A 21,480-nucleotide genomic window follows, 5' to 3' on the forward strand; every position below is an offset into this window, starting at 1 on the left:
TGTGTTAAACACAACCTGAAATTTAGCCGTTTCGTTAAAGCTTCTTGTGTGGCGGCCACGCTACGTTCTCTTTCTCTAAACTTCCTCTTCGATATGAAAGCGTTTGCCAAAATCTTCGTTTTACTGTTGACTTTTATTGTATTAGGTAGCTCGGCGGTGCAAGCCCAAGACCGTAAAGGCTGGAGCCGTAAAGCCAAAGGTGCCGCCATCGGCGGTGGTGCTGGTGCCGTAACGGGCGCTGTGATTGGGGGCGGCAAAGGTGCCCTAATTGGCACGGCTGCTGGCGTAGTAGGCGGTGGCCTCATTGGCCGCAACCAAGACAAGAAGAAAGACCCAGCTCGCTACAACCGCTATAAAAACAAAAAATAAGCTGCTCAGCCAGCCAATTAGCAATGCAAAGCCCGGCCCATTAGCCGGGCTTTTTGTGCCCTAGGCGGACCCTATTCGTAGTTGGGCCGTAAAAGGCCGCTATCCTAAGCCGGATATTTGGCAAGGTGGTTGCAACGTGCCGAACTTGCCAGCGAATAGCTGTTCCATTCAACCCGTCACCATTTTTACATTCCATTTATAAGTTCATGAAGACCCTACGCTTTTCTTTTTCCTACTTGCTGGCGCTATTGCTGTTGGTAGGGCACTTTGCACAGGCACAATCCTCGACGGTAACGACTGACAAGCCGAAAGGCATGAACAAAACCACGAAGGGCGGTATTATTGGCGGCCTGGGTGGTGCGGCTGGTGGTGCCATTCTGGGCCGCGTTATTGGCGGTAAGTCGGGTACGGCCAAGGGCGCTATCCTAGGTGCTGTAGTAGGCGGTGCGGGCGGTGCGCTCATCGGCCGCAAGATGGATAAGCAAGCCGCCGAGCTACGCCGCGACCTCGAAGGCGCCAAAGTAGAGCGCATTGGTGAGGGCATCAAAATCACGTTCGCCTCGGGCATTCTGTTCGCGTCTAACTCGTCGAGCCTAACGGCCGCTGCTACGGGCAATATCGATGAGCTAGCCACCACGCTCCAGAAATATGCTGATACCAACGTGGTAATCGATGGCCATACCGATGCGTCGGGCTCCGATGCCATCAACCAGCCTCTGAGCCAGCGTCGTGCCCAAGCCGTGGCCAACGAACTGACCGCCAAAGGTGTAGAAACTAGCCGCATCACGGCTACGGGCTATGGCTCGTCGCAGCCCGTGGCCGACAACACGACTGTAGCTGGCAAAGCCGCTAACCGCCGTGTTGAGGTTGCCATCTTCGCCAACGAGAAAATGCAGAAGGCTGCCAAACGCGGTCAGCTGTAAGGCTTACTAACTCACAAAAAAGCGGCTCTGCAAGGAGCCGCTTTTTTTGTGCCCAGCCACAACAACCTAGGGCCGGGCTTGGCGGTACAATCAGCTATGCCTACTCCCGCCACCTACGCTGCCTCGCCTACCGACAAGGCGCTGGCCGACCATGCTATCCTGAATGAGTTTTTTGGGCCGGTGCCTACCGCGGCCCGGCGCACGCCCATGCGTGAGCTCATTTCGACCTTGCTGTCGCACCGCACCACCCACGCCGATGAAGAACTAGCCTACGACCGTATGCTCGAAGCCTTCGGCGACTGGGAAGGCGTACTGGCAGCGCCGCTCGACGACCTGATTCATGCCATCCGCACCACGCGCTGGCCAGCTACACAGGCGCCCCGCATTCAAGAAATACTGGGGCGCATCAAAGCAGAAACTGGGGGGAGCTTCAATCTCGATTTTCTGGCCGATTGGCCTACCGAGCGCAGCATGACCTGGCTGACCGACATGCCCGGAATTGGCTTAAAAACGGCTTCGTTAGTACTCCTCTTTAATTTCCGCAAGCCCGTGCTTCCCGTCGATGCGCACGTGCATCGCGTGGCGCAGCGCGTGGGCTTCCTAGGTCCTAAGGTGTCGGTCGAGAAGGCCCATGCTGTGCTGTTAGATATGCTAAAGCCGCAGCTCGACCCCGAAGGCTTATTTAATTTTCACAAGCATAATTATTGGCTTGGCCAGCAAATCTGCTTTTTTCAAAAGCCTAATTGCCCGCGCTGCCCGCTCAAAGGGTTTTGCAGCTACTACCAAGAGCACTATGGAGAAGCCACGCCCGAGGCCCTAGCAGCTACCCCCAAGCACTGGGATGCGGCGGCCTGGGGCCAACTCCCGCACTAACTTTCGTAGGGCGAACTTTGTAGTTCGCGTAGCTGTGGCATTTTCGCAGCCCCGCGAGCTCCTCAGTTTGCCCTCAGCTATGCGTCTCGTTCGCCACCCGGTTCTCTGCAACTACTACGTCACGTACCGCTGCAACGCGAAGTGCTCTTTTTGTGATATCTGGGAGAAGCCGTCGCCCTATATCACGCTAGCCGATGTTGAGCAAAATCTGCGTGACCTCAAGCGTCTAGGGGTGAGGGTAATAGACTTTACGGGCGGCGAGCCACTGCTGCACCGTCAGCTGCCCGAGTTTTTGGCGTTGGCCCGGCAGCTGGGCTTCATCACCACCGTCACGACCAACGGCCTGCTCTACCCGAAGAATGCGCAGAAGCTGCGCGGTCTGGTCGATATGCTGCATTTCTCGCTCGACTCGGCCGACCGCGCCACCCACGACCTAGGGCGCGGTGTGGCCTGCTACGATTTTGTGCTCGAAAGCATTCGGGTGGCGAAGGAGCTGGGTGAGCGGCCCGATATTCTGTTCACCGTCTTCCGCAAAAACCTGGCGGACCTAGAGGCGGTGTACCGCGATATTACGCAGCCCAATGGCTTGATGCTCATTATTAACCCGGCGTTCGATTATGGTGAGGTCGAAACTGGCGAGCAGCTCACAGAGGAGGAGCTGACCTATCTATCAGCCTTTGGCAAGCGCCGGGGCGTGTACCTCAACGAAGGCTTCATTGCCTTGCGCCGCGATGGGGGCAACCACGTGGCCGCGCCCGTGTGCCGGGCTGCCAGCACCACCTTAGTCATCTCGCCCAGCAACGAGCTGGTGCTGCCCTGCTACCACCTAGGTGAGCAGAAATTCCCCATCGGTGGCCAGCTGTTTGACCTCTACAATGCTCCCGCCACCCAGCGCCTCGCCGCCCTCGAAGGCCGCCTGCCGCAGTGCGAGGGCTGCACCATCAACTGCTACATGCAGCCCAGCTTCGCAGTCGAAACTAGCAAGTACTTCTGGGAAGCCCTGCCAAGTACGCTGAAATACAACTGGGAAAAGGGTACTTGGAAGCGTCTGCTGCGCGCTTAGCGTAGCGCCTTAGTGCTATCAACGAGCCGGTAGGCTACCTAGGGGCCACTGTGCTCGCTAACGGCGGCTGTCCTACATTTGGCCGCTCACCTTACTTATTTGCCTCATGCCTGCTCTATTGCTGCCCGTTCAAGGCATCATGCCCACCATTGGCCCTGACTGCTTTTTAGCTGATAATGCTACAGTGGTGGGCGATGTAGTACTAGGCCGAGGCTGCACAGTGTGGTTTACGGCCGTGATTCGGGGCGACGTTAATAGCATCCGCATCGGCGACGAAACCAACATTCAGGATGGCGCAGTACTGCACTGTACCTATCAAAAGGCAGCCCTTACAATCGGGTCGCGGGTAAGCATTGGCCACCGAGCACTAGTGCACGGCTGCACCGTCGAGGACGACGTGCTCATCGGCATGGGCGCCATTGTGATGGACCACGCTTTAGTAGGCCGCGGCTGCCTCATTGCAGCGGGCGCCGTGGTGCTCGAAAATATGGTGTGTGAGCCAGGCTATCTCTACGCGGGGGTGCCCGCTAAGAAAATAAAGCCCGTAAGCGAGGCACAAGCCGAAGGCTTGCGCCGCACGGCGGCCAATTACCAGCTATACGCCAGTTGGTTTACCGACGGTGCAACAGCGGTGGTATAGCAAAATAGCCGCTGCTTGCCTTTAAGCAAACAGCGGCTAATGCGAAAAAAGCTTGTAGCAAGACCCTAAGCGGCCAGTGGGTCTACATCGGCTGGCACTAGCGGGGTCAGCACGCGTAGTTGTACCATCTCTACTACCCGGCCGGCCCGGCTGAGCACCCGGAACTCGTAGGGTTCGAGTACGGCCACGTCGCCTACTTCCGGAATATTGCCATACAGCACATTCAGCAGGCCGCCCACCGTTTCGTAGTCGTCGCCTTCGGGTAGGGGATAAGGGAGGTATTCGTTAGCGTCGGGGATAGGGGTAGAGGTATTAACCCGATATTCCGATTCAGAAATCTTTTCCACTACCGGCACTTCATTATCGTACTCGTCCTGGATTTCGCCTACCAGCTCTTCCATGATGTCCTCGATAGTTACGATGCCTGACACACCACCAAACTCGTCGCTCACCACCGCCATCACAATGTGCTTGCGCTGAAACTGGCGCAACAGGCGGTTGATTTTCTTGGTTTCGGGCACGAAGTAGGCCGGGCGCATAATGCGGGCTAGCTCTAGCGGCTCACCGCGCCGCACAATGGGCAGCAAATCTTTGACATTGAGCACACCCACAATATTGTCGATGCTGCCTTCATATACTGGCAAGCGCGAGTAGCCTTCGCTGAAAATCTTCTCGAGCAACTTTTCTTCCGGCGCATTCACGTCGAGAGCAGCGAGTTTGGTGCGAGGCACCATTATCTGCTTTACCATCCGGTCGTTGAACTGGAAGACGTTTTCAATCAGCTCGTGTTCTGAGTCCTGAATCTCACCGCTCTCTTTGCTTTGGTCGAGCAAAAGGCGCAGCTCTTCGGCTGTGTGCACATCGCTGCCGTGCACGGCTTTTACACCAAATAGACCCAGCAAGCCGTTTGACAACTTATTCAGCAGCCAAATAGCCGGAAACGTAACAATATAAAAGATGCGCAGCGGTGCAACGATAGACAGAGTGGTTGCCTCTGGCTTCTGAATGGCCAGCACCTTAGGTGCCTGCTCGCCAATAACAATGTGCAGCACCGTGATAGTGGCAAACGAAGCCACTAGCGCAATGCTATGCACTGTTTCGGGAGAAACTACCAGCCCAAGCTTGTGGATGATGGCCAGTAGGACTTCGGCTACGACACTCTCCCCAATCCAACCTAGGCCTAGCGAAGCCAGCGTAATACCGAGCTGCGTGGCCGACAGGTACGCCTCCAGATTGTGCAACATCGTCTGGGTGAGCCGGGCCAGCTTGTTGCCCTCCTGAGCACGCAAGTCAATCTGAGAAGAGCGAACCTTGACTAGGGCAAACTCGGCGGCGACGAAAAACCCGTTGATTAAAACGAGTAGGAGGGTAATCAGTATTTTTAAGCCCATGTGGTCGGCTCCCCTCAGACGCGGACGGTCGGGCAGCCTTTATAAGGCCAAAAGTACGGAGTTTAAAGGAGCGGGTTGACGTCGAGGTAATTGATAACGTCAGAACCGCTCGTTATCTACCGCTAAAAGAAGAGTTTATAACGCAAAAAAGGCGCCTTTTACCTAAAAAGCACCTTTTTCACAAATTGCTGTAGCGGAAGGACTTGAACCTCCACGAAGTGGTTAGTCGCGGCTCCGAGAAGCGTGCAATTTATCCCATTACTCTTCACCCCCGAGATAGGAGGGCGTGTCTGCCAATTTCACCACACTACAAGGTTTGGTATCGAAGCGCCGTTTGCGTTTTGATATGTCAAAGGTAAAGCGAATTTTCTTAATTATGCAAATTTTATTTAAAAAAGAGTAAAAAATTATTTAATCTTCAATCAAAGACCGAATTTATAATAGTATTTGTTATGTGTGCCTAGCTTTGTCTTTTCATCCTTACTGTCTTTTTATTATGTCCCGCCCCTATGAGTTAGACGACACTGACCGCCGTATCATCAGTTTGCTAGTGAAGGATGCCAAACTGCCCTATTCTGAAATAGCTCGCCAACTACAAGTCTCCGGCGGCACTATCCATGTGCGCATGACGCGGCTCGAAGAATTAGGTATTGTGCGTGGCGCTACCCTAGACCTTGATTTGCAAAAGGTCGGCTATAGCATCCAGGCTTTTCTAGGCATCTATCTGCTCAAGAGTTCTTACTGCGACAGCGTCATCGAGCGGCTGCGCGGCATTCCCGAGGTGGTAAGCCTGCATTTCACCACAGGTAGCTACAACCTGTTTGCCCGCTTGGCTTGCCGCGATACCCAGCACCTGCGCAATGTGCTGCACGACCAGGTGCAACAGATAGAGGGTGTGGAGCGCACCGAAACTTTAATCTCGCTAGACGAAGTGTTTAGCCGCTCGGTACAGCTAGAGCCAACCGCTCAGCCAATAGCCGGGTAGCGACAGAAGCCCTAGGTCCATATGTAAAGGAGCCACCAACATTCGTGTTGGTGGCTCCTTTACATATGGACCTAGGGCTTGAAAGAACCTTGTTACGGGGGAGCTGTGCCTTTACGTTTCTTAATTTTTGACTCATTGACAACCGGCATTGCCCTACGAAAGCAACCCTAGCCACAAAAAAGCCCCGCGTAGTCTCACTACGCGGGGCTTTTTTGTGGCTAGGGTTAGTCTTACATTACCGACTTGGTCGTCGAGGTAGTCTTGGTAGACTTCGACTGCATGCCTGGAGCGGTGTTGGTCTTAGTCGTAGTCGACGACTTGCTCATGCCCGAGGGCGTAGTCATGGTGCTCGACTTGCTCGTGCTGGCTTGGCTTTTAGTGGTAGTTGCCGATTTGCTCATGCCCGCTGGGTTGGTCATGGTTGTCGTGCGGGTTGTGGTTTTGGTCGCTGGGGCTTGCGTCGTTTTGGTGGTCATGGTTTTCGACGTGCTGCTTGTGGTGGTAGCGGCCGGGGTCGTTTGGGCGTGGGCAGCGATGCTACCGGCTACGAGCAGCGTGGCGAAAAGGGAGGTGAGGCGTTGCATGGGATGTGAAAAAATAGGTGGAAGAAGTGTTGCCCTAGGTGGCAGAAAATGTGCCAAAAGGTAAGGCACCTGCAGAGTAGAAACAGCGGGCACTGTCGAGAATATTTTACGATAAGTTTGGCATGCTAGGTTGTGTTCGCAGTCGCAGCAGTGCCTTAAAATAGCAAAAGCCCCTCGCCTAGTGAGGGCGAGGGGCTTTTACATAAAGCGAGGCAGCGGAGCTACCTAGGCAGTTACCTGAGCTTCGAGCTTCTGAGCGAGCACGTGCTTAGGCACGGCGCCTACTTGCTTGTCTACAATCTGGCCGTTCTTAAAGACCAGCAGCGTAGGGATGCTGCGGATGCCAAACTTCATTGAGGTCTGTGGATTAGCGTCTACATCTACCTTGCCGATGATGGCTTTGCCTTCGTATTCGCCAGCCAACTCTTCTACTACGGGGCCTACCATGCGGCAGGGGCCGCACCATTCGGCCCAAAAGTCCACGAGTACTGGCTTATCCGAGTTGATAATCTCCTCGAAGTTGGCGTCGGTTATTTCAATTGCTTTGTGCGCCATGACGCTAAGGTTTTATTAGTGAAAAAACGTCCGGCGTGTACGGCCGACAAGGCCGCAAGGTAGCGGAGTGCGAGTAAAACAACAGTGGTGGTAGAAAGTTCAGCGCTAGTTCATACGCCCTAAATCAGCGCGCATACATCTAATTCAAACTCGCGCATTTTATCTATAAACGCTTTAGGTTCAATTTGAAAGCGGCGCGAGAACATATCTACGGCCAGTTTTTCGTGCGGCTCCACAAATTGAATCTCCAACCGCTTCGAACCCTTGGCGTGCTCAATAGCTTCTTGTAAGCGGTCAATCATGGGCCCGGTCACGGTGCGCAGGTCGAGTTTTACGCGCACGCCTTTGCTGAGCTTTTCGGCTACCTGGGCCAGCGGCTCCATGGTTTTTATCTTCAGTTCCCACTGGTCCTGGGTGCCGTAGCGCAGCTCCATCTTGCCCCGAATGAACATGGGTGGCACCTGCTCCTGTGGGTAGTTGCGAGGGTTGATGAGAGCGCTAAAGCGCGTGTAATCATCGCGGAACAGCGCTAGGTTGATGCTCGAATCGTAGTCTTCTACGTTGAACGAGGCCATCGGCTGTCCGCTTTTAGTGGTACGGAACACTACGCCCGAGAGTAGGCCGGCGATGTTCACATCCTTGCCCTTCTGCTGGTCGAGTTTGTCGAGCGGGCAAGTACAGTAGGCGTCGATTTCCATGCGGAAAGTATCGAGCGGATGGCCCGAGAGGTAGAAACCTACCACTTCCTTTTCGCGGCGCAGCTTCTCAGGTGCACTCCATTCCTCTAGGTCCTGCACCTTGGGCAGTGGCGCGGCCACCGCCCCAAAAGCTCCGGCTCCAAACAAGCTGTGCTGCGCCGATTCCTTAGCGGCCTGATGCTGCTGGCCGAGCTTCAGCGCCTTCTCAATCAGGTTTTGGTCGCCGGCCGGAGCGTCCATAAACTGGCGGCGGTTGTATTTCTCGAAGCTGTCAAAGGCGCCGGCCTGGGCGAGGCTTTCCCAAGTTTTCTTGTTCACAGCGCGCAGGTTCACGCGCTTCGCAAAGTCGAATACATCGGTGAACGGGCCGTTTTTCTGGCGCTCTTCTACCAATTCGAGTACGGCGGCTTCACCCGCGCCCTTCACAGCGGCTAGGCCAAAGCGAATCTGGTTGGCGCGCGGTACGTTGAATTTTTGCTCGCTTTCGTTCACATCCGGCCCGAGTACGGCCACGCCTTGCTTGCGGGCTTCCTCGATAAAGAAGGTCACCTTCTTGATATCGCCCATGTTGTTGGTGAGTACGGCGGCCATGTACTCAGCTGGATAGTTAGCCTTAAGGTAGCCAGTCTGATACGCCACTACCGAGTAGGCGGCCGAGTGCGACCGGTTGAAGCCGTACTCCGCAAACTTCTCCATCACGTCGAAGACTTCAGATGCCTTCTTAGCCGGAATTTTGTGGATTTCGCCCGCACCCTTCACGAATTTTTCGCGCTCTAGGGCCATCTTTTTCATGTCTTTCTTACCCATGGCGCGGCGCAGCAAGTCAGCGCCACCTAGGGAGTAGCCGGCCAGAATCTGGGCCGTTTGCATAATCTGCTCCTGGTACACCATAATGCCCTGGCTATACTCCAGGATGGGCTTGAGTAGCTCGTGCGGGTATTCGACCGGCTCGCGGCCGTGCTTGCGGTTGATGAAGTCAGGGATGAACTGCATCGGGCCGGGCCGATACAAGGCGTTCATCGCAATCAAGTCCTCGATGTTGGTTGGCTTCAAGTCCTTGAGGTACATGCGCATACCTTCCGACTCGAACTGGAATGTGCCGATGGTATCGCCGCGCTGGTAGAGCGCGTAGGTCTTCTCGTCGTCGAGCGGAATATTGTCGATGTCGATTTTGACGCCGTGGTTGCGCTCAATCAAATTCATGGCATCCACGATGATGGTCAGGGTTTTGAGCCCTAGGAAGTCCATCTTGAGCATGCCGGCGCTCTCAATCACCTTGCCGTCAAACTGCGTCACGAGCAGGTCCGAGTCCTTGGAGGTCGAAACCGGAATGTAGTTTGTGATGTCGTCGGGCGCGATGATAACGCCCGCTGCGTGGATGCCGGTGTTGCGCACCGAGCCCTCTAGGCGCTCGGCGAGGGCCAGAATCTGACCTTTTAGGTCGGTTTTGTCATCGCGGATGGCTTGCAGCTCAGGCACGTCGCGGAAGGCGCCAGATAGGGTAGTACCGGGCTTTTCGGGTACGAGCTTGGCCATCTCGTTGGCGGCGGGCAGCGGCAGCTCCATGGCGCGGGCCACGTCCTTGATAGACGACTTGGCGGCCATCGTACCGAAGGTAATAATCTGGGCCACCTGCGTTTTGCCGTACTTACCCACCACGTAGTCAATGACTTTCTGGCGGTTCACGTCGTCAAAGTCAATGTCGATATCGGGCATCGACACGCGCTCGGGGTTTAGAAAGCGCTCGAATAGCAGCGAGTACTTGATGGGGTCGATGTTGGTGATACCCACGCAGTAGGCTACCGCCGAGCCCGCCGCTGACCCCCGGCCCGGCCCCACGGCCACGCCCATACTACGACCCTTGTTAATAAAGTCCTGCGTAATCAGAAAGTAGCCCGCAAAACCCATCGTCTTGATGATGCGCAGCTCGTATTCCAGGCGCTCCTCAACCTCGGGCGTACGCTCGGAGTACCTAGGCGGCTTGCTCATGGTCACGGTGCCGTTGCCGGCGCTTGGCCCGAAGGCCCCCACGTAGGTCAGCTCGCGCAAAAAGTCGTCGGCCGTAGCGAAGCCGGCGGGCAGCGGGAAGTTGGGCAGTAGAATATCGCGCGCCAGCTTGGGCGGCGTTATTTTATCGACTATCTCGTTGGTGTTGTCAAGGCTCTCGGGCACGTCAGAGAACAGCTCCGACATCTCGGCTTGAGTCTTGAAATAGAACTGGTCGTTGGCGAAGCCGAAGCGGCGGCGGCGCTGCTTGGGCGGCTTTTGCAGCTCTTCATCAATGCGCGAGAGCATGCGGCGGGCGTTTTCGTCGTAGCTGTGCGCCTTGCGTAGCTCATCGAGCGGGCCGTAGTGCACGCGCTGGTCGGCGGTGAGTACGGTGTAGTAGTTCGTTTCAAAGTCGCCGACCGGGATGCTGCGCTCTTCGGCCGTGTTCACGCACAGTAGCAGGTCGTGGGCAGCGTAGTCGGTTTGGTCTACGTAGTGCGAGTCATTAGTGCAGATAACCTTGACGCCATACTTCTTCGCGAACCCTAGGAGCACCTGGTTTACATCCTCTTGGCTTTTGCCAGTGCCGTCGAAGTTCATCAGCCCGTGGCGTTGAATTTCGATGTAGAAATCCTCGCCAAACACGTCGAGCCACCAGCGTAGCTTCTCTTCGGCTACTTCTTCGCTCTCAAATAGAATGGCCTGCGGAATCTCGGCCCCGATGCAGCACGAGGTAGCAATTAGCCCTTCATGGTACTTCAGAATCAACTCTTTATCGATGCGCGGAAACTTCGAGTACACGCCCTCGATAAAGCTGAGCGAGCATAGCTTGGCCAGGTTGTGGTAGCCAGCCTGGTCTTTGGCGAGCAGCAGCTGGTGGTAACGCTCGTCTTTTTCGCCCTTTTCACGCAAGAAGGTTTTCTTATGGCGGTCGGCCACTAGGTAGAATTCGCAGCCTACTATCGGCTTGACATTGTACTTGTTAGCCTCGGCCACGAAGTTGAACGCCCCAAACATGTTGCCGTGGTCGGTGAGGGCTACGGCGGGCATACCGTCGGCCTGCGCCTTCTTCATGAGCGCGCCAATGCTGGCCTGGCCGTCGAGCAACGAGTACTGGGTGTGCGAGTGGAGGTGCGAAAACGTGGGCATCGTATCAAGTAGCTAGCCTCAATCAACAAGTAAAGGGCGGTGATTGGTGCGGCGGGTTTAAGTAAAGATACCCCCGCTACTCAACCCGTCCCAAGCCCGGTTTTGGGGCGGCCTGATTTTCTGGCTGCTGCGTTTTTGCCTGGCCCAATCTCGCGCACCAACCTAGGCGGGCGGGTGGCGTACAGCCCCAAGTCGGCAAATGAATGCCGGGTGAACGTAGCAACCTGCCAATTATGAAAAAAGGACTGTTGATGCTAGCGCTGCTGGGTGGGCTGGCCCTAGGTGCCCGCCCAGGCCGGGCGCAGTCGGTAGAGCTGACGATGGATATTTTCACCAGTTCGGTGCTCTCGCAGACCACTACCCTGTTGAACAACAACGCGGTAATGTCGGCCTATGAAAATTCGACTGCTAAGAAAGATGCAGCCCGCGGGAAAGCAGCTGGTAGCGCCGCCAGCCGCACCGTCAACTTAGCCTACACGCCCACGGCCACCCTGCGGCAGCAAACGGTGCAGGAGCTAGGGCGCAAGCTGCAAGCCAGCAACCCGGCCGCCGGGCAGTCCTTCAACAATGCCTTTGGGCCAGGTAAAGCCGATTATAACCAGCTATTTATGGAGATGGTGAAGCAGTCGGGTCTGCCGGCCAACAATGCCGCTACCGCATTCGCTGCTTACTTAGAAATTGGCTACGCCATCGTCAACGATGTACAAAATGAAAGCAGCATCACGCCGACCATGGACCGGGCGCTGCAACGGCAGGCCGCCGGTATTTTGAGCCAAAACAAAGGATTGACCTCGACCACGGCCGTTGCCCGGTTTGGCGAAGCCACGAAGCTGCAAGCCATTATGCTGTACCTAGGTTGGCAAAGCGCCCGCCAGCACGGGCAAGCCGGTCAGTTTCGCCAAACTATCGCGCAACAGTTTCGCAGCCAGGGCCTTGACTTAAGTATGCTGCAACTCACCAATACTGGGCTAGTAAAAAAATAAATGGCTACGGCAAGCGATACAGGTGCTGGTTGCGAGCTTATTAGAAAGCATAACTAGTAAGGTGTTAGAGACACAAAGCCAGCTAGTAAAAATAGCTATTTTAGTATCTGCCTGAACTACTTCGCTTAAGTAGGGTTTTAGGAAAGCACGTAGGGCCAAGCTGGCCCACGCCGGGCTGCGTTCAGCTCTCTGTTTAGCTGACCAGTCACTTGCTGTTGCCCAGATATAGCCGCGTTGCGTAGGCGACCGGGCAGCTAGGTAGGGGAGAAGGAGCTCACAATTTAACCTCATGAAGCTACTAACTCCTAGTACCGACCCGGTTTATAGCCGGCCGGCTACGCATTCCTACCTCAACGCATGGCTGCTGCGCTATTTGCAAGACCCGCGTGATTTGCCCTTTGCGCACCTTATGCTGAAAATAGCGGCCACTATGCTGCCGCTGGCAGTGGCGCTGTTTGTGCCCGCATTGCGCGGGGCGTGGTGGTGGGCGGTATTTGGATTGTTTTTCTACTTCAGCAATGCGCGGTTCAAAGGGCCATTCGGACTGATGCTGCATTGCACTAGCCACCGCATGCTGTTTAAGAAGCAGCACGGCTGGCTGAATCACATTATTCCGTGGGTGCTAGGGCCGCTGTTTGGCCAGACGCCGGAGTCGTACTTCGTGCACCACATGGGCATGCACCACCCCGAAAACAACATGCCTGATGATGAAAGCTCGACCATGGCGTATAAGCGCGATTCGCTCCGGGGGTTTTTGCGTTACTTAGGCGACTTTCTAGTGCTCGGGGCTGTGCGGCTGGCCGGGTATTTCACGCGCCGCAACAAGACGACACTGCGGTTCCGGCTCTTGCGCGGCGAAACGGCCTACCTAGGGCTGGTGCTGGTGCTCAGCTTTATGAACCTGCCGGGCACGCTGGCCGTGTTTGTGGTGCCGTTTGTACTGTCGCGGGTCATTATGATGCTCGGTAACTGGGCCCAGCACGCGTTTGTCGATGCCAACACCCCGGACAATTGCTACACTAATAGCGTGACGTGTATCAATACTGCTTACAACCACAAGTGCTGGAATGATGGCTACCATATCAGCCACCACCTCAAGCCGGCCTTGCACTGGACCGACCACCCGGCGCACTTTCGCCAGAACCTAAGCGAGTACATCGCGCAGAAGGCCATTGTCTTTGATGGCATCCACTTCCTGCACATTTTCTTTTACCTCATGGCCAAGCGCTATGACCTACTGGCGCGCCACTTTGTGCTGCTCGATGGCGAGCCTCGCGACGAGGCTTCGGTAGTAGCTCTTTTGCGGTCGCGCACGCAGCGCATTGTGCTGCCGGCGCTGGTGCCGCAGTTAGCTTAGGTCAACTGGTTGGGCATGAGAGGGTAGGGTAGAAAGAAGCTTCTGGTAACTGCGGATGGCCGATGGCCGACCGCTAACTTGCGGCCTCCATTCTGTCCTACTTACTTGCTGCCCATGCGCTACGGACCCATTGCCCCCGAGCTGTTCATCGAGAATCGCCGCCGCTTTCGCGAGCTGCTGCCGCCGCAGTCGCTGGCCATTTTTAATGCCAACGACATCTTGCCTACCAACGCTGACGGCACCTTGCCGCTGAAGCAAAACACCGACCTGTTTTACCTCAGCGGCGTTGACCAAGAGGAAAGCATTCTCGTCATCTGCCCCGATGCCACACTGCCTAGGTATCGCGAAATCCTGTTTCTGCGCGAAACCTCCGAGCATATCCTAGTTTGGGAAGGCTACAAGCTGACCAAGGAAGAGGCGCGCCAAGTGTCAGGCATCCCGACCATCATGTGGCTCGACCAGTTTGAGACGGTACTGCCGGCCCTGATGAATGAGGCGGAGTATGTATACTTGAACTCCAACGAGCACATTCGCTCGGTGGTGGAGGTTGAAACCCGCGATGCTCGCTTTATCAAGGACTTGCAGCGCCGCTACCCACTGCACCAGTACCGCCGCGCCGCTCGCCTCACGCACCAACTGCGCGCCATCAAGAGCCCCGAGGAAATCCGGCTGATGCGCCGCGCCTGCGAGATTACCGGCAATGCCTTCCGCCGCGTGCTAGGCTTTGTGCAGCCTGGCGTGTGGGAGTTTGAGGTAGAAGCTGAAATCCTCCACGAGTTTGTGCGCTCGGGCTCGCGCGGCCCGGCCTACACCAGCATCATTGGCAGCGGCGAAAGCGCTACCATCTTGCACTATATCTCCAACGACCGCCAGTGCCAGGACGGCGACGTGCTGCTGATGGACTTCGGTGCTGAGTACGCCAACTACGCTGCTGACCTCACGCGCAGCATTCCGGTCAATGGCACCTTCACGCCGCGCCAGCGCCAAGTGTACGAGTCGGTGCTCCGAGTATTCAAGTTTGCCCAAAGCCAGCTTGTAGTAGGCAACGAAATCGAGGCCTACCACAGGGCTGTGGGCGAAACGATGGAGCAGGAGCTTATTAAGCTGGACTTGCTAAACGCCAGCGACGTCAAAAACCAGGACCCCGACGCGCCGCTCTACAAGAAGTACTTTCCGCACGGCACCAGCCACTACCTAGGTCTCGACGTGCACGACGTAGGTTTTAAGTACCGCAAGTTTGAGGCAGGTATGGTGTACACCAACGAGCCAGGCATTTATATCCGGGAGGAGAAGCTAGGTATTCGCCTCGAAAACGACTTCCTCATCACGCCTACCGGCAATGAGGACTTAATGGCCGACATTCCGCTGGAACTGGCCGACATCGAGCGCTTGATGAAGCGGTAAAAAACGACTGTCATGCTGAGCTTGCGAAGCATCATATCACGCTGAGAACAACCATTCTGACGTGATAAGATGCTTCGCAGGCTCAGCATGACAGTCGTTTTTTGAGTAGCTGACTAGCTACCTAGGGCCGCCGGAATAACATCAAGTGCTGCTGCGGTAGGCTTTCTCGCACTTCTACAAATTCTAGCCCGACGGCGCTCATTTCCTTTTTGGCCTGTGTCACGGTCATTTTGTGGATGGGCTTGATAGGCACCTTAGGGTCTTCGGCCCGGTACTCTACCAGTGCCAGGCGGCCAGTGTGCGGTCGTAGAGCATTGCGAATGGCACGGCCCATCTCGCGCGGGTGGTCAAACTCGTGGTATGCATCAACCAGCAACACCAAGTCGACGCTATTGGCGGGTAGGTGCGGGTCGGTCGTCGTGCCCAAGACGGGTTTCACATTAGTCAGCTTGTTTTTGGCCTTGCGCTGGTTTAGCTCGGCTATCATCTCGGGCTGAATGTCTTCAGCCAGCACTTGGCCATTAGGTACTAGCGCCGCCATCCGAAAAGAAAAGAAGCCAGTGCCCGCCCCTAGGTCGGCTACGACATCAGTTGGCTTGAGCTGTAGCTCTTTAAGCAGGATATCGGTGCCTTCCTCCTCGCGGCGGTCCGAGCGCTCGAGCCAGTCGGCACCCTCGTGGCCCATTACGTGGGCTATTTGCCGCCCTAGGTAGTAGCGGCCGATGCCACTCGGGTCGCGCGGAGCACGAGTTTCGTAGCCCGCCGTATCCGACGTTTGGGCATTAGGCATGTCCGAACGCAAGAAAGCCTGCGAGGCGACGTTTGACTCTATCGGTAGCTGAGTGCAAGCGCCAGCGGCGGTTGTACCAGCCAATATCCATCTCACAACGGCTTTTTTCATACGTAATTAGACCTAGGCTAGCTTATTGAACTGCCTGCCCAACAGTGCTGAGCTAATAGGCGTTCAGCAAAGCAGTACAGTTATTTCTTAGTGCAATAACAACATTAAGTATAACAAATACCCTAATAGGGCAGCCAAATTGCGTCATATAACGTAGGGACCCCTACTTTCTTACTTCTTCCCCTTTTTTCACCTTATGAAAAAACTATCCCTTACACTCGGCCGCGTAACGCTTGTAGTTGCTACCGCTCTCTCGCTTGGCGCCTGCGGCCGCGCCGATTATGCTCCGCTGTCGCGCGCTACCACGCAGCCTGCCAGCACCCCCATCGCCCAAGCGACTCCCTATGTGCCAGTAGCTGACGACGCTTCAGCTACCGTGAAAGTAGCTACCCCAACCCAAGCTGCGCCTACCGCTCCAGTAGCCGTGCAGCCAGCTCCGGCCACGCCCGCAGCTACCCCGGCCATTGTGGCACCCGCCACTCCAGCTGTAGCGCCAGCTGCTTCGGTAGCTGCCGTAGCACCCCAAGCTAGCGCTGCTACTGCGCCGGCTCCTAAGATGAATTTGGTTCAGCGCCTAACCCTACGCAAAATCACCAAGAAGCTGGACAAGCTAGCCAGTCAGGCTCCGCAGCTCAAGCAGCGCGATGCCAGCGCCGCTCGTGGGGGCCTCGATGGCAACTTGCGCAGCGCTGTCCTCTTTGGTTTGATAGGTCTGATTGTGTTACTATTTAGCGGTGTGAATGCCATTTTTGGTATCGTAGGTACCATCCTGCTCGTCATTGGCCTGGTCTTCCTAGTGCTCTGGTTGCTTGACCAAGCCTAGAGAAAACTAGCATGAGGCATAAAGAAAGCCCTAGGTGCTTAGCACCTAGGGCTTTCTTGCATTTAGGCTGGCATTACATGGGGTCTACGTCTGCCACGAGCCGGGCCTGGCGAAACTCTTTTTGGTCGCGTACTATGTCCATCGCGGCGCAGATGTCAAGTTTGGCTTGCTTAAGCACCGTGTGCTCGCGGCTAAGCTTGATGACGATTTCTTGCAAGAAGAAATTACGAATGCGGAAAATGTACGGCGGCTCGGGCCCCAGCACCACGCTCCGGCCTAGGCGGTCGACCAGTTCCTGCGTGAGCAGGATGGCTGCTTTCTGAGCTAGCTCCTGGTCCATGTGCTTCACTGTCAATTTTATCATGCGAGTGAAGGGCGGGTACTCGTGCTCGCGGCGCTGCTCGATTTCGTAGGCGTAAAACTCGAGGTAATCGTTGCGGATAACCTTATCAAAAATTACCTGTGTGGGGTCGCCAGTCTGAATTAAGACCTTACCTTTCTTGCCTTTGCGCCCAGCCCGACCGCTCACCTGCACAAACATCTGGTAGGCGCGCTCGTGGGCCCGGTAGTCGGGGTAGTGGATGATGGCGTCGGCATTGACAATGCCTACCAAACTCACATTTTCAAAGTCCAGCCCCTTGGTCACCATTTGGGTACCGACGAGTACGTTGGTTTTTTGCTGCTCAAAGTCGCCGATAATCTGCTGGTAGGCATTCTTGGCGCGAGTAGTGTCTAGGTCCATGCGCTGCACGTTGGCCTGCGGCAGCATGATTTTGAGGTCGTCTTCCAGCTTCTCGGTACCAAAGCCCTGGGTGCGCAAGGCGCGCGAGCCGCAGGCCGGGCACTGCGTGGGCATGCCCTCGTGGTAGCCGCAGTAGTGGCAGCGCAACTCGTGGGCGTGCTTGTGGTAGCTCAGGCTCACAGCACAGCTCTGGCACTTCGGAATATAGCCGCAGTCTTGGCAGGCAATGACCGGCGCGTAGCCCCGGCGGTTTTGGAACAGAATAACTTGCTCCTGCTGCGCAATCTTGCTCTCCATCGCGCTCAGCAAGTCGGACGAGAAATGATTGTGCATCTTCTTGTCAGCTCGCAGCTTGCGGGTGTCAATCAGCTCAATCTCGGGCATGCCGGCCTCGCCAAAGCGCTTGCTCAGCGACACTAGGCCATAGCGACCCTGCCGCGCCATGTAAAAGGTCTCGACCGCCGGCGTAGCCGAACCTAGGAGCACCTTGGCGCCTTGGAAGTTGCCTATCATCAGGGCCACCTCGCGGGCGTTATAGCGCGGGGCGGGGTCGTACTGCTTGTAGCTTGACTCGTGCTCCTCGTCTACAATCAGCAGCGAGAGGCTGTCGAAGGGTAGAAACACCGCTGAGCGCACGCCCACCACCACCTGAAAGCGGCCCGAGAGCACGCCATTCCAGACCTCTACGCGTTCGTTGTCCGAAAACTTAGAATGATACACCCCTAGGCGCGAGCCAAACACACGCATGAGGCGCGTTACAATCTGGGCCGTGAGCGCGATTTCAGGCAGCAAGTATAGCACCTGCCCGCCGCCATCGAGCGCATTGCGAATGAGGTCAATATAAATCTCCGTCTTGCCCGAGCCCGTGACGCCGTGCAGCAGCACAATATTCTTTTGACCAAACAAGGTCATTACCTCGTCGCGCGCTGTAGTCTGAGCTTCGCTGAGCTGGAAGGGCATCTGCGCCAGCGGGTTTTCCTCCAGCGGAAAGCGCGAGACAATCTGGTCAAATTGCTCTAGAATGCCGTTCTTTATCAGCGTATTTACAGCCGAAGGCGACAAGTGCGGCGAACTGGTAAGCGCGGCTTTCTCAATACCCTGCTGGTTGAGATGCTCGTTGTGGTGCACCGGCACGCGCTGCAAATACTTCAGCAGCACATCGACCTGCTTAGGCTTGCTGGCCAGCGTGTCGAACAATTGCTCTACGGCCGCCATGGTCACGAAGTGCTCGGCCAAGCGCACCTTCTTCACCACCTTAGGCGTGTACTTATCGGCCATCTGCTCAAACAGAAAGATGACATCCTTCTGCATTAAGGACTTAATAACCTTGTGAAAAGAAGCCACTTCCAGCAGGTCGCCCACCTCGGTAAAGGTCAACGCTTTGCCATCTTCGCCACCTAGGGCGTCCACAATGCGTTGCTCCTTATCATCGAGTGGGTACGGGCTGCCTTCAGCCACGAACACCGGGTGCAGCTGAATGCGCGACTCCGAGCTCAGCTTGAGCGCCGAGGGCAGCGCGGCGTTTATCACTTCGCCCAGGGTGCACATGTAGTACTCAGCCATCCAGCGAAAAAGCTTCAGTTGTGGCTGCGTCACTACTGGCGCATCGTCGATAAACTCCAGAATGTACTTAGCCTGGTATTCCTTAGGTGGCGTTTCGTGCACGGCAGCCACGATGCAGCTCAGCGTGCGCTTGGCCCCAAACTGCACAATGACCCGGCCGCCAATCACGACGTTGTCGTTCAGCTCGTAGGGCACACGGTAGGTGTAGAGCTTGGGCAGCGGCAGGGGCAAAATAACGTCCACAAACAGCGTCACGCGGTCGGGCGCGGGCGTTGGGACGGGGGCAGGCGAAGCAAATTCGAACGTAAGCGACACAGAGACTAACTAGCGGCAGGCGAATAGTAAAGATAACCCCGGCCGCGGGGCAGATGGTTTAATAAAGTGCGTTAATACTGCCCGTCGTCTGGCGCCTAGCGTTACCCTATTGCTCGGCCAGCGCGAGCTGACCTAGGGCCTCATTCACCGAGTGCACTGGTAGCTGGCAAGCCCGGTTGCGGCATACATAAAGAGTAGTTTCGGCCGTGGCCTCGCGCCCTTGTAAAAGCGGTAAACTGCTAGAAGACAGCGTGCCGGCGAGGATATCATTGGGCAGAAAATATTGGCTAAGCTCACGCCGAAACTTCTCAACCTCTGGCCCAGTGATGGCCACCTCGGCGCCCGGCCGTACCAGCGCCACGTAGAGACTAGCCCAGTTGGTGAGGTGCTGCGGCTCTTTCACCACCAGGCTTTGCACTCGGCCGAGCATGGCCGCTGCTATGTCTTGGTACTGAGTGTTTTCGAGATGGCGACCTAGGCGCAGTAGGTTATGCGCCATTACCGAGTTAGAGCCGGGGATAACGTTATCAAATAATTCTTTCTTGCGGGCAATGAGTGGCTCGGCGCTCGCATCGGTATAGAAAAATTGCTGCTCGGCCGGGTCGAAGAAGTTGTCGAGCACGTAGCGCATCAGCACCTCGGCTTCGCGCAGCCAGCTTTCGTCGAAGGTGACTTCGTAGAGGCCAATGTAGGCCTCAATCACCAGCGCATAGTCTTCCAGAAAGCCGCTGATAGTGGCGCGGCCGTTTTTCCAAGTGCGGTAAAGCTGTGGGCCGTTGCGGAGGTTTTGCTGTAAAAACTCCGCATTGCGCAGAGCCAACTCTAGCAATTCCGCTTCGCCAAAGGCCCGGTAGGCTGCCACCAGCCCGCTGAGCATAAGCGCATTCCAGCCAGTCAGTACTTTGTCGTCCAGTCCTGGCCGTACGCGGTAGCTTCGCGCCGCCAGTAGCTGGTGCTGCCACCCATGCACGAGTTTAGCCAAGACGTGCGGTTCTAGGCCATGCTCGGCAGCAAAGTCAGCGTCCGATTGCCGCCGGTGCAGAATATTACGGCCGTGCTCCCAGTTGCCTAGGCCCGTGCAGTTGTAGTAAGCCGCTGCCAGCGCTTCTTCGGCACCTAGGATATGTTGCAGTTCCTCCCGCGTCCAGACGTAGAATTTGCCTTCTTCGCCTTCGCTGTCAGCATCGAGTGAGGAATAAAAACCGCCTTCTGGATTGGTGAGCTCGCGCCGCACCCAAGCCACAGTCTGAAACACTACCTCGCGGTACAGCGGGTCGCGCGTGACCTGATACGCCTCGCTGTAGAGGCTGAGTAGCTGGCCGTTGTCGTACAGCATCTTTTCGAAGTGTGGCACCAGCCACTCCGCATCGACCGAGTAGCGAGCCCAGCCGCCGCCTACCTGGTCGTAGATGCCGCCCCACGCCATCTCGCGTAGCGTCAGGTTGACTTGATTAAGCATCTGCTGGCTGCCCGTGATGTGGTACGTGCGCAGTAAAAACCGCCAGATGCTAGGCATCATAAACTTTGGCGCACGGTTGGTGCCGCCCCGCTCGCGGTCGAAGCGCAGCCCTAGGTTGTACGCCAGCAGCTTAAACTCTTCATCGTTTACCTGTGCGCTGGGGCCATCGCTCGCCGCGCCGTATTTTTCTAATTCGCTAGCTTGCAGCACTTGCGCAAAACGCTCGGCAGAGCCGTCTAGCTCAGCGCGGTGCTCGCCGGCATAGGCTTGGGCAATGTTTTCCAGCAGCTTCACCCAGTTGCCGGGTGGGAAATACGTGCCGCCGTAAAAAGGCTTGGCTTCGGGCGTCAGCATCACGTTCAGCGGCCAGCCGCCCTGGATGCCCATAGCTTGCACCGCGTCCATGTATATCTGGTCTACATCGGGCCGCTCCTCCCGGTCAACCTTGATGCATACAAAGTGCTCGTTCATTACCCGCGCCACCTGCTCGTTTTCAAACGACTCACGCTCCATCACGTGGCACCAGTGGCACGCTGCGTAGCCTATGCTTACGATAATAGGTTTTTGCTCGGCCTGCGCCCGTGCCAGTGCTTCCGGTCCCCAAGGGTACCAGTCCACGGGGTTATGAGCATGTTGCAGCAAGTAGGGGCTGGTTTCGTGCCCTAGGCGGTTAGCGGGCGAAATGGACGAGGACGTAGACATAGCGAGGAAAGG

At 56.2% G+C, this 21,480-nt stretch carries 17 protein-coding genes; 10 read left to right on the forward strand and 7 right to left on the reverse strand.

Annotated elements, in window-relative coordinates; translation table 11 throughout:
• Nucleotides 1-93: 93 nt before the first annotated feature.
• The 5 genes from FNT36_RS14530 (at nt 94) to FNT36_RS14550 (ending at nt 3,868) form a co-directional block, all read left to right on the forward strand.
• Entirely contained in the window at nt 94-369 is a 276-nt protein-coding gene (locus FNT36_RS14530; protein ID WP_144849005.1) for a YMGG-like glycine zipper-containing protein, read from the forward strand.
• Between the two features lie 206 nt (nt 370-575).
• Nucleotides 576-1,292 carry an OmpA family protein gene (locus FNT36_RS14535; protein WP_144849008.1) on the forward strand — a complete coding sequence of 239 codons (717 nt, stop codon included), beginning with the start codon at nt 576-578 and terminating at the stop codon, nt 1,290-1,292.
• Between the two features lie 96 nt (nt 1,293-1,388).
• Complete coding sequence (locus FNT36_RS14540) at nt 1,389-2,165, forward strand: endonuclease III domain-containing protein (RefSeq protein ID WP_144849303.1); 777 nt, start codon at nt 1,389-1,391, stop codon at nt 2,163-2,165.
• Between the two features lie 79 nt (nt 2,166-2,244).
• Nucleotides 2,245-3,228, forward strand: a complete 984-nt coding sequence (locus FNT36_RS14545) for a radical SAM protein (RefSeq protein WP_144849011.1) — start codon at nt 2,245-2,247, stop codon at nt 3,226-3,228.
• Between the two features lie 106 nt (nt 3,229-3,334).
• Entirely contained in the window at nt 3,335-3,868 is a 534-nt protein-coding gene (locus tag FNT36_RS14550) for a gamma carbonic anhydrase family protein (protein WP_144849014.1), read from the forward strand.
• A 65-nt stretch (nt 3,869-3,933) separates the two neighbouring features.
• On the opposite strand, the gene FNT36_RS14555 is transcribed toward FNT36_RS14550, so the two are convergent.
• Nucleotides 3,934-5,259, reverse strand: coding sequence for a hemolysin family protein (locus tag FNT36_RS14555; RefSeq protein ID WP_144849017.1), 1,326 nt, complete (start codon nt 5,257-5,259; stop codon nt 3,934-3,936).
• Nucleotides 5,260-5,755: 496 nt separating this feature from the next.
• On the opposite strand from FNT36_RS14555, the gene FNT36_RS14560 reads away from it, so the two are divergent.
• Nucleotides 5,756-6,244, forward strand: a complete 489-nt coding sequence (locus tag FNT36_RS14560) for an Lrp/AsnC family transcriptional regulator (protein WP_144849020.1) — start codon at nt 5,756-5,758, stop codon at nt 6,242-6,244.
• Nucleotides 6,245-6,474: 230 nt separating this feature from the next.
• Here FNT36_RS14560 and FNT36_RS14565 read toward each other — a convergent pair whose 3' ends face one another.
• The 3 genes from FNT36_RS14565 to dnaE all read right to left on the reverse strand — a co-directional run bounded on the left by FNT36_RS14565 (nt 6,475) and on the right by dnaE (nt 11,219).
• Complete coding sequence (locus tag FNT36_RS14565; RefSeq protein WP_144849025.1) at nt 6,475-6,828, reverse strand: hypothetical protein; 354 nt, start codon at nt 6,826-6,828, stop codon at nt 6,475-6,477.
• 225 nt (nt 6,829-7,053) lie between these two features.
• Nucleotides 7,054-7,383: a thioredoxin gene (gene trxA, locus FNT36_RS14570; RefSeq protein WP_144849028.1), complete on the reverse strand. Its 330-nt coding sequence runs from the start codon at nt 7,381-7,383 to the stop codon at nt 7,054-7,056.
• A gap of 119 nt (nt 7,384-7,502) precedes the next feature.
• Nucleotides 7,503-11,219, reverse strand: coding sequence for a DNA polymerase III subunit alpha (gene dnaE, locus FNT36_RS14575; protein ID WP_144849029.1), 3,717 nt, complete (start codon nt 11,217-11,219; stop codon nt 7,503-7,505).
• Between the two features lie 233 nt (nt 11,220-11,452).
• Between dnaE and FNT36_RS14580 the strand changes: the two genes are divergently transcribed.
• From FNT36_RS14580 to FNT36_RS14590, 3 genes are all read left to right on the forward strand, one after another.
• A complete protein-coding gene (locus tag FNT36_RS14580; protein ID WP_144849030.1) occupies nt 11,453-12,202 on the forward strand; it encodes a DUF6683 family protein in 750 nt (249 codons plus the stop codon).
• Between the two features lie 289 nt (nt 12,203-12,491).
• Complete coding sequence (locus FNT36_RS14585; protein ID WP_144849031.1) at nt 12,492-13,559, forward strand: fatty acid desaturase family protein; 1,068 nt, start codon at nt 12,492-12,494, stop codon at nt 13,557-13,559.
• Between the two features lie 114 nt (nt 13,560-13,673).
• Nucleotides 13,674-14,963, forward strand: coding sequence for an aminopeptidase P N-terminal domain-containing protein (locus tag FNT36_RS14590; protein ID WP_144849032.1), 1,290 nt, complete (start codon nt 13,674-13,676; stop codon nt 14,961-14,963).
• A 121-nt stretch (nt 14,964-15,084) separates the two neighbouring features.
• Here FNT36_RS14590 and FNT36_RS14595 read toward each other — a convergent pair whose 3' ends face one another.
• Nucleotides 15,085-15,864 carry a class I SAM-dependent methyltransferase gene (locus tag FNT36_RS14595; protein ID WP_233635928.1) on the reverse strand — a complete coding sequence of 260 codons (780 nt, stop codon included), beginning with the start codon at nt 15,862-15,864 and terminating at the stop codon, nt 15,085-15,087.
• 196 nt (nt 15,865-16,060) lie between these two features.
• On the opposite strand from FNT36_RS14595, the gene FNT36_RS14600 reads away from it, so the two are divergent.
• On the forward strand, nt 16,061-16,687 hold the full coding sequence (locus tag FNT36_RS14600; RefSeq protein ID WP_144849034.1) for a hypothetical protein: 627 nt from the start codon (nt 16,061-16,063) through the stop codon (nt 16,685-16,687).
• A gap of 73 nt (nt 16,688-16,760) precedes the next feature.
• Here the strand turns inward: FNT36_RS14600 and priA are convergent, their stop codons facing one another.
• Nucleotides 16,761-19,307, reverse strand: coding sequence for a replication restart helicase PriA (gene priA, locus FNT36_RS14605; protein ID WP_144849036.1), 2,547 nt, complete (start codon nt 19,305-19,307; stop codon nt 16,761-16,763).
• A 106-nt stretch (nt 19,308-19,413) separates the two neighbouring features.
• Nucleotides 19,414-21,468, reverse strand: a complete 2,055-nt coding sequence (locus FNT36_RS14610) for a thioredoxin domain-containing protein (protein ID WP_144849038.1) — start codon at nt 21,466-21,468, stop codon at nt 19,414-19,416.
• Nucleotides 21,469-21,480 lie beyond the last annotated feature (12 nt).

It is taken from the genome of Hymenobacter setariae (genome assembly GCF_007713685.1).
GTDB lineage: Bacteria > Bacteroidota > Bacteroidia > Cytophagales > Hymenobacteraceae > Hymenobacter > Hymenobacter setariae.

Bases quoted from the DNA above. Each gene is read 5' to 3' on its own strand.
- dnaE (WP_144849029.1), bottom strand. From the start codon at position 11,219: ATGCCCACGTTTTCGCACCTCCACTCGCACACCCAGTACTCGTTGCTC.
- FNT36_RS14545 (WP_144849011.1), top strand. From the start codon at position 2,245: ATGCGTCTCGTTCGCCACCCGGTTCTCTGCAACTACTACGTCACGTAC.
- FNT36_RS14565 (WP_144849025.1), bottom strand. From the start codon at position 6,828: ATGCAACGCCTCACCTCCCTTTTCGCCACGCTGCTCGTAGCCGGTAGC.
- FNT36_RS14595 (WP_233635928.1), bottom strand. From the start codon at position 15,864: ATGAAAAAAGCCGTTGTGAGATGGATATTGGCTGGTACAACCGCCGCT.
- FNT36_RS14585 (WP_144849031.1), top strand. From the start codon at position 12,492: ATGAAGCTACTAACTCCTAGTACCGACCCGGTTTATAGCCGGCCGGCT.
- trxA (WP_144849028.1), bottom strand. From the start codon at position 7,383: ATGGCGCACAAAGCAATTGAAATAACCGACGCCAACTTCGAGGAGATT.
- FNT36_RS14580 (WP_144849030.1), top strand. From the start codon at position 11,453: ATGAAAAAAGGACTGTTGATGCTAGCGCTGCTGGGTGGGCTGGCCCTA.
- FNT36_RS14560 (WP_144849020.1), top strand. From the start codon at position 5,756: ATGTCCCGCCCCTATGAGTTAGACGACACTGACCGCCGTATCATCAGT.
- FNT36_RS14600 (WP_144849034.1), top strand. From the start codon at position 16,061: ATGAAAAAACTATCCCTTACACTCGGCCGCGTAACGCTTGTAGTTGCT.
- FNT36_RS14610 (WP_144849038.1), bottom strand. From the start codon at position 21,468: ATGTCTACGTCCTCGTCCATTTCGCCCGCTAACCGCCTAGGGCACGAA.
- FNT36_RS14540 (WP_144849303.1), top strand. From the start codon at position 1,389: ATGCCTACTCCCGCCACCTACGCTGCCTCGCCTACCGACAAGGCGCTG.
- FNT36_RS14550 (WP_144849014.1), top strand. From the start codon at position 3,335: ATGCCTGCTCTATTGCTGCCCGTTCAAGGCATCATGCCCACCATTGGC.
- FNT36_RS14535 (WP_144849008.1), top strand. From the start codon at position 576: ATGAAGACCCTACGCTTTTCTTTTTCCTACTTGCTGGCGCTATTGCTG.
- FNT36_RS14590 (WP_144849032.1), top strand. From the start codon at position 13,674: ATGCGCTACGGACCCATTGCCCCCGAGCTGTTCATCGAGAATCGCCGC.
- FNT36_RS14555 (WP_144849017.1), bottom strand. From the start codon at position 5,259: ATGGGCTTAAAAATACTGATTACCCTCCTACTCGTTTTAATCAACGGG.
- FNT36_RS14530 (WP_144849005.1), top strand. From the start codon at position 94: ATGAAAGCGTTTGCCAAAATCTTCGTTTTACTGTTGACTTTTATTGTA.